This window comes from Capsulimonas sp., from assembly GCF_039929585.1.
In the GTDB taxonomy this organism is placed as follows: Bacteria; Armatimonadota; Armatimonadia; order Armatimonadales; family Capsulimonadaceae; genus Capsulimonas.
Genome location: NZ_JBDSQY010000307.1, coordinates 1 through 6,538 on the forward strand (window position 1 = coordinate 1; position 6,538 = coordinate 6,538).

Sequence of the window (6,538 nt, forward strand, 5' to 3'; positions counted from 1 at the left end):
TAGGTTCGGAAGGAACTGTTAGATCTTCATCAGACTCCAGCGCATGCACGGCAGCCTCAACGCCAAGAACAAAATCACTCTCATTCTCACTATCTCCATCTGACTCCCCTTCTCCCAGAATTGGGAGAGGGGGCGGGGGGGTGAGGGCCTCTCCAAACCCGCCCAAAAACCGCGCCACCTCGTCCAATGGCCGCTGCGTCGCCGACAGGCCAATGCGTTGAAACCCATGCGGAGCCGTCAATTCTTCCAGACGCTCTAAAGATAAACTCAGATGCACGCCGCGCTTTGTCGAGACCATCGCATGAATCTCGTCGATGATCACCCAGTGGATCGAGCGCAGGGTCTCGCGGGCGTTGCTGGTGAGCATGAGAAAAAGCGATTCGGGGGTCGTAATAAGAATGTCGGCGGGAGTGCGGTTGAACTGGGCTCGCTCCTTGCTGGGGGTGTCGCCGGTGCGTATCGCGACCGTCGGCTGATGCGCAGGGATTTCCATACGCTCGGCATAACGCGAGACGCCCACTAATGGGGCGCGCAGGTTGCGCTCGACATCGACGGCGAGGGCTTTCAAGGGCGAAATATAGAGAACACGGCAGCGCTGGGGCGGCGGCGGAACGGGGTCGAACATAATCCGATCGATGGCGGAGAGGAACGCCGTGAGGGTTTTTCCTGATCCCGTCGGCGCGAGAATCAAAGTCGACTGACCGCTCTGGATCGCCGGCCAGCCAAGCTGCTGCACGCGGGTCGGCGCGGGAAAAGAACTGGTGAACCAGGATCGGGTCGGAATGTGAAAACCGTTCAGGGCGTCCATGGGATTGGGCGCGCCGCCCTCGCGGACGGACCGTTTGACTCTGGGCATCGGGATCTCTTTCTAATCGTATTGGCATTGTACCCAGAGCGTCCGCGCGCCATGCATGGAGCACTCTCTCTCTATGTATGACCGCTATTTCCAAGAAACGTCACGGAAACATATTGACGCAGAGTGGCGATGAGTGCTACACTTTGAGGCCCCTCATTGTGGATGGGCCGAGACGTGTCGGCGTTTGCGACGCTGCAAACCGAACATCTACACTCAGGATAAATCTTAGCAATGAAGCTTTGCGTTCAGCGCCTCATGCTCGGCATGGGAGCGCTCTTGATGCTGCCGACAGCGGCAAGCGCCCAGGGATTTGCAAAGCAGATCAGCGCCGGCGATGTCTCATGGATGCTGGTCGCCACGGCGCTCGTATTTTTGATGACGCCCGGCCTCGCCTTTTTCTACGCCGGCATGGTGCGCGGCAAAAACGTGCTCAGCGTCTCCATGCAGTCGTTTGTCGCGGCGGGCATCGTCTCGGTGCTTTGGGGACTAATCGGCTACTCGCTCGCCTTCGGTCCGGACCACTTCGGCGTGATTGGGGATTTCTCGTGGGCGGGTCTTCGCGGCGTCAGCATGTACACGCCCAACACGGATTATGCGCCGACGATCCCGCATATGCTGTTCATGATGTTCCAGATGACCTTCGCGATCATCACGCCGGCGCTCATCTCCGGGGCGGTCGTGGAGCGCATGAAGTTTTCGTCGTACTGCATCTTTATCACGCTCTGGTCACTCTTCGTTTATGCGCCGATCGCGCATATGATCTGGGCGAAGGGCGGCCTGCTCGGCCTGACCGGCCCGGTCAAGGCGCTGGACTTCGCCGGCGGGTGCGCCGTGGAGATTGCCTCGGGAGTTTCGGCGCTGGTGATGGCGCTTCTTATCGGCAGGCGGCGATCGAACCATCCAGAGGAGCTGCGGCCGCACAACCTTCCGATGACGCTGATCGGCACGGCCATTTTGTGGTTCGGCTGGTTCGGGTTCAACGGCGGCAGCGCGCTTTCGGCGGGACCATTGGCGCTGGCCGCTCTGGTCGCGACGCACTTCGCCGGCGCGGCGGCGGCGCTGGGCTGGATGGCGATCGAGTGGTTTCTTTATCGTAAGCCCTCCGCGCTCGGCTTCGCCTCCGGCGCGGTCGCGGGAATGGTCGCGATCACCCCGGCGGCGGGCTTCGTGCGGCCCGGACCGGCTCTTCTGATCGGCCTGGTCGCTGCGGCGATCTCGTTCTATATGATCAAGGTGAAAGCCCGGATGGGATACGACGATTCGCTGGACGTGTTCGCGGTGCATGGCTGCGCGGGAATCTGGGGCATGATCGCGACGGGCCTCTTCGCCACGCGCGCCGTCAACGCCGCCGGCCGCGACGGCCTGTTCAATGGGGATCCAATGCAGCTTGTCCGCCAGCTGACGGCGATCGGTGTTGCGATCTGTGTCGCCGGGGCCGGCACGTTCCTCGTCGCGAAGCTGACTTCGCTCATTACGGGCGGCCTTCGCGCAAGCGCCGATGACGAAGAAAGCGGCCTGGACATCACCGAGCATGGCGAAACGGGTTATCCCGGCGAAGCATCCGGCATTCCGGCGTTCGCCGCATTTGACTAAACATAATTTGATTTGACCGAGCATCAAGGAGAAACGCATGATCCGAATCGAAGCTATCATCCGTCCGAGCCGTTTGGATGAAGTCCGCATGGCGCTGGAGGAACTGGGCCACAGCGGCATCACCGTCACCGAAATCAAGGGCGCCGGGCGGCAAAAAGGCTATACCCAGCATTACCGGGGCGCGGAGTATTCCGTAAACCTGCTTCCAAAGATCATGCTAGTGGTCGTGGTGAAGGATTCCGAGTGGGAGCAGATTGCCGAAGTGATCGAAAACTCGGCGCGAACCGGCGACATCGGCGACGGCAAGATCTTCGTCTCACAAGTTCTGGAAGCCGTTCGCATTCGCACCAGCGAACGCGGCGACAGCGCGGTCTCTTAAAAACACAAAACGGCCGGCGAACACATTCACCGGCCGTTCTTACGTCTTATTCGATTGTTTCCAGGGCGAACTTACCGCTGGGCCAAACGCAGGGATTTCGCCGGCAGCGTTCGGTGAGCCAGCCACTTAGTCTCACGGATCACCGGCAGCGGGCCCGAGATATCAAGCAGGCCGCCCAGTGAGTCGACGTGCTCGCCATTCACCAGGATCTGAACTTTGCTGACGTTTGGGAACTTCCCGAGCGCTTTGAGAATCGCGTTGACCCCCTTCGCCTCGTCGGTATCCCCGCCTTTGAAGTCCGTCACAAGCGCGGAATTGAAGTTGACCGTCGCCAAGCCGTTCTGGACGGCGATCCCGCGAATCTCGGTAGTGCTTGGGAGCACCGAGTTCGGAGATTGCAGGACAGATTGCACGGCGTCGCGCGCCGGGTTCTGCGAAGCGATCGGCTCCGCAGCGACAGGTATGGAGATGGCCGCAAGGGCCGAGCAAACGCCGATTATGGTTTGAAATTTGTTGTTCAGTTTCATCGTTTCACCGCTTTCAGTCGTCTTGGAGACGCCTCGCGCCAATGTCGTTCTGATACTGATACTTACCCTCGACACACAAACGCCAAACGGATCTCGAATCGAAAGCAAGAAGACGCTCAAATAAAATACCCCTTCGCCACTAGGCGAAGGGGTATTTGTATCTTGTATGAAGCAGCAGTTACGGCTTCAAGCCCGCTGGGATGCCGTTCGGATACAGCTCGACGATGTTCTGCTTGATCTTGCCCATGCGGTTTTCCGGGTTAGGATGCGTCTGCAAAAACTCAGGGCTGTGTCCGCCCTGGCTCTCAGCTTCCAGGATCTGCATTACGCCCAGCATCGCCCGCGGATCGTACCCGGCCTCCGCCATCAACTTGACACCCCATTTGTCGGCCTCGGACTCGTCGCCGCGGCTGAATTTGAGGTTGACGAGCGAGCCGATCGCGGCGGCCACAGCGGCGCTGCTGCGGCTGCTCCCGTTGTTGGGGTCGTAGCTCGCCATCACAGCCGCGCCGGTGATCCCCTGCGTCAGCTGCTGCTTCGCCAATTGCTGCGCGCTGTGGCGCGCGATGACATGGCCCGTCTCATGCCCAAGAACGCCGACTAACTGACCGCGCGTCTTGAGCTTGCGCAGGAGAGCTTCGGTGATAAAGATCTGGCCACCCGGCAGCGCAAAGGCGTTTACGGTCTTTGGATCCGCGAGCAGATGATACTGGAACTGATAGGGGCTCTTCTTCGCGTCGGAATTCGCGACGATCTCCTGGCCGACGCTCTGCACGATCGCCGTCCCCTGCGGGTCATTGCTCGCTTCGCCCCCGTACTGCTGCTCCATCTCCGGCGCCGCCTGAAGCCCCAGCGCGATCTCCTGCTGCGTCGTCACGCCCACATGCTGCTTCTGCCCGGTGACCGGGTTGACCTGGCTGGTCGTAAAATATTTGATCAGCGAAAATCCCGCGATCACCAGCGCGATGATCAGCCGAATTCCCACGGTCGCGGATCGATTTCCCATTTGACATACGCCTCCCTGCAATGATATCCTGATTGAACTTTACCCGCATCAGATGTTTCCTTAACTTATGGATCTTTCTGAATGAGCGCCCGGCTCAGTGGGTATGATATAGCATGGAAATTTCCGCTGTCCCCAATGCCTCGCCCAGTCTCTTTCTCAAGTTTTCCGAAACAGCGGAAGCCGCATCCGGAACCAGCAAGCGGCTCGAAAAAGCGGCATTGCTCGCCGCTTATTTCTCCGATCTCGCCGACGATGACCTCGCCCGTGCGGCGCGTTATCTCGCAGGCCATGTCTTCCCCCTGCGCGACCAGCGGACGACGAACGTCGGCGGCGCGGCGATGCTTGGGGCAATCGAAGACGTGACCGGCGCCGCGTCCGAGACACTGCGCGCAAACTTAGTGCGGCTGGGCGATCTGGGCGATGTCGCGCAGGAAGTCTTCGCCGCCTCGCCTTCAGCCGCGCAGACGGCAGTATTAACGCTGGCCCAGGTTGGGGACATGCTGGAGACACTCGCGTCGACTTCGGGCGCCAAGCGCAAGCGGGAAATGGTCACGGCGCTCCTTGGGCAGGCGACGGCGCTGGAGGCGAAGTATCTGGTGAAGCTGCTCGCGGGCGATCTGCGCATCGGCCTCCAGGAAGGCGCGATTGAGGACGCCGTCGCACGCTGGCAGGGCCTGGACGTGGCGGCGGTCCAATGGGCGAATATGCTGACGGGAGACCTGGGCGAAACAGCAGTTCTCGCGCGGCAGGGACGGCTCGGCGATGTCAAGATGCGCCTGTTCCATCCCCTGAAGTTCATGCTCGCCACACCAGCGGCGGACCTGGACGATGTCGCGCGGCAGATGCCCGAAGCGTTCGTCGTGGAAGACAAGTTCGATGGCATCCGGGCGCAGGCGCATATCGCCCGCGAGCTTCCCCCCACTCCCGAAGGCGCCGAGGATATTCCCCCGGCGCTGCACGGTGTGGTCGTGGACGGCGTGCGCGTCGCACTCTTCTCAAGAACCTTGGATGAGATCACCGAAAGCTTCCCCGATCTCGTCCCTCCCCTCGCGGCGCTCGCGCAGGGTTCGCCGCTCGGGCTGATCCTAGACGGCGAGATCGTACCGACGCAAGGCGATCAGATCCTGCCGTTTCAAGAACTGCAAAAGCGGCTTGGGCGAAAGACGCTTTCGAACGCCATGCGCGCGGAAGTCCCCGTCAGCTTCGTCGCTTACGACGCTCTCTTTGGAGACGAGCGTATTCTCATTAACGATCCGTTCGCAGCGCGTCGCTCCGTGCTGGAAGCTTCTGTTCCTGCGATGGGAGAAGTGCGCCGGGCGGCGTCCGTGGAGTTTCGCGACGCGGCGCTGCTCGACGACGAGTTCGACGCGGCGCGGGCGCGCGGCAATGAAGGGCTGATGGTGAAGGACCCAGCGTCGCTCTACAAGCCCGGCCGACGCGGGCGGGAATGGCTGAAGATCAAGCGGGCGCTGGCGACGCTCGATGTCGTGGTGACGTCCGTGGAAGTGGGCAACGGCGGGCGCCGTCACTTACTGTCGGACTACACCTTCGCCGTGCGCGCCTCGGAAACGGACCCTGCCCTGCTGAACATCGGCAAGGCGTATTCGGGATTGACCGACGCTGAGCTGACGGAGCTTTCGGAATGGTTCCGAGCACATACAATCCAGGAGTTCGCTCATGGGAAGGTCCGGGTCGTCGAACCAAAGATCGTGATTGAGATCGCCTTTGACCGCGTGCAGGCGTCGGCCCGGCACAAGAGTGGCTACGCCCTGCGCTTCCCCCGTATCCTGCGCATCCGGGACGACAAGCCTGTCACCCAAATCGACACCCTGGAGACCGTGCGCAAATTGGCGGGAGAGTAATCGATGTCCGAAATTTTGACCTCTGATTGGGAAAATGCGCGCGCCGCGTTCGCCGCCTTTTTGGACAAAACGCCCCGTGCGGGCCGCACGATTGGCCTGCACGACTCCGACGCCGACGGGGTCGCCGCCGGCGTCATCTGGCAGCGCGGGCTGGAGCGTTTGGGATATACCAATCTGACGCGTATTATCCCCGACCGTGAACGCAACGCATGGACGGACGCCAATCGCGCCAAAGTGACGGCGGCGCGCCCCGATTCCCTCTTTGTGATGGACCTGGGCAGCCAGTCCGAACCGGTTCTGCCAGGCGTCCCGACC

Annotated in this window: 6 protein-coding genes and 1 pseudogene; 4 read left to right on the forward strand and 3 right to left on the reverse strand. The window is 61.2% G+C overall.

All coding sequences use genetic code 11. The features are described from left to right. Positions 1-808: DEAD/DEAH box helicase (locus ABIZ35_RS23600; RefSeq protein ID WP_348222385.1), on the reverse strand; the 808-nt coding region annotated here is incomplete at its 3' end. 279 nt (positions 809-1,087) lie between these two features. Between ABIZ35_RS23600 and ABIZ35_RS23605 the strand changes: the two genes are divergently transcribed. After that, complete coding sequence (locus ABIZ35_RS23605; protein WP_348222380.1) at positions 1,088-2,449, forward strand: ammonium transporter; 1,362 nt, start codon at positions 1,088-1,090, stop codon at positions 2,447-2,449. 37 nt (positions 2,450-2,486) lie between these two features. Next, positions 2,487-2,828 carry a P-II family nitrogen regulator gene (locus ABIZ35_RS23610; RefSeq protein ID WP_348222381.1) on the forward strand — a complete coding sequence of 114 codons (342 nt, stop codon included), beginning with the start codon at positions 2,487-2,489 and terminating at the stop codon, positions 2,826-2,828. A 71-nt stretch (positions 2,829-2,899) separates the two neighbouring features. On the opposite strand, the gene ABIZ35_RS23615 is transcribed toward ABIZ35_RS23610, so the two are convergent. Both ABIZ35_RS23615 and ABIZ35_RS23620 read right to left on the reverse strand, forming a co-directional pair. Continuing rightward, positions 2,900-3,355, reverse strand: coding sequence for a GerMN domain-containing protein (locus ABIZ35_RS23615; RefSeq protein ID WP_348222382.1), 456 nt, complete (start codon positions 3,353-3,355; stop codon positions 2,900-2,902). A 178-nt stretch (positions 3,356-3,533) separates the two neighbouring features. Further along, positions 3,534-4,361 carry a M48 family metalloprotease gene (locus tag ABIZ35_RS23620; RefSeq protein ID WP_348222383.1) on the reverse strand — a complete coding sequence of 276 codons (828 nt, stop codon included), beginning with the start codon at positions 4,359-4,361 and terminating at the stop codon, positions 3,534-3,536. Between the two features lie 113 nt (positions 4,362-4,474). Between ABIZ35_RS23620 and ABIZ35_RS23625 the strand changes: the two genes are divergently transcribed. Both ABIZ35_RS23625 and ABIZ35_RS23630 read left to right on the forward strand, forming a co-directional pair. Further along, positions 4,475-6,223 carry an ATP-dependent DNA ligase gene (locus ABIZ35_RS23625; RefSeq protein ID WP_348222384.1) on the forward strand — a complete coding sequence of 583 codons (1,749 nt, stop codon included), beginning with the start codon at positions 4,475-4,477 and terminating at the stop codon, positions 6,221-6,223. 3 nt (positions 6,224-6,226) lie between these two features. Beyond that, positions 6,227-6,538 (forward strand): annotated as a pseudogene (locus ABIZ35_RS23630) (hypothetical protein); the annotation flags it as partial.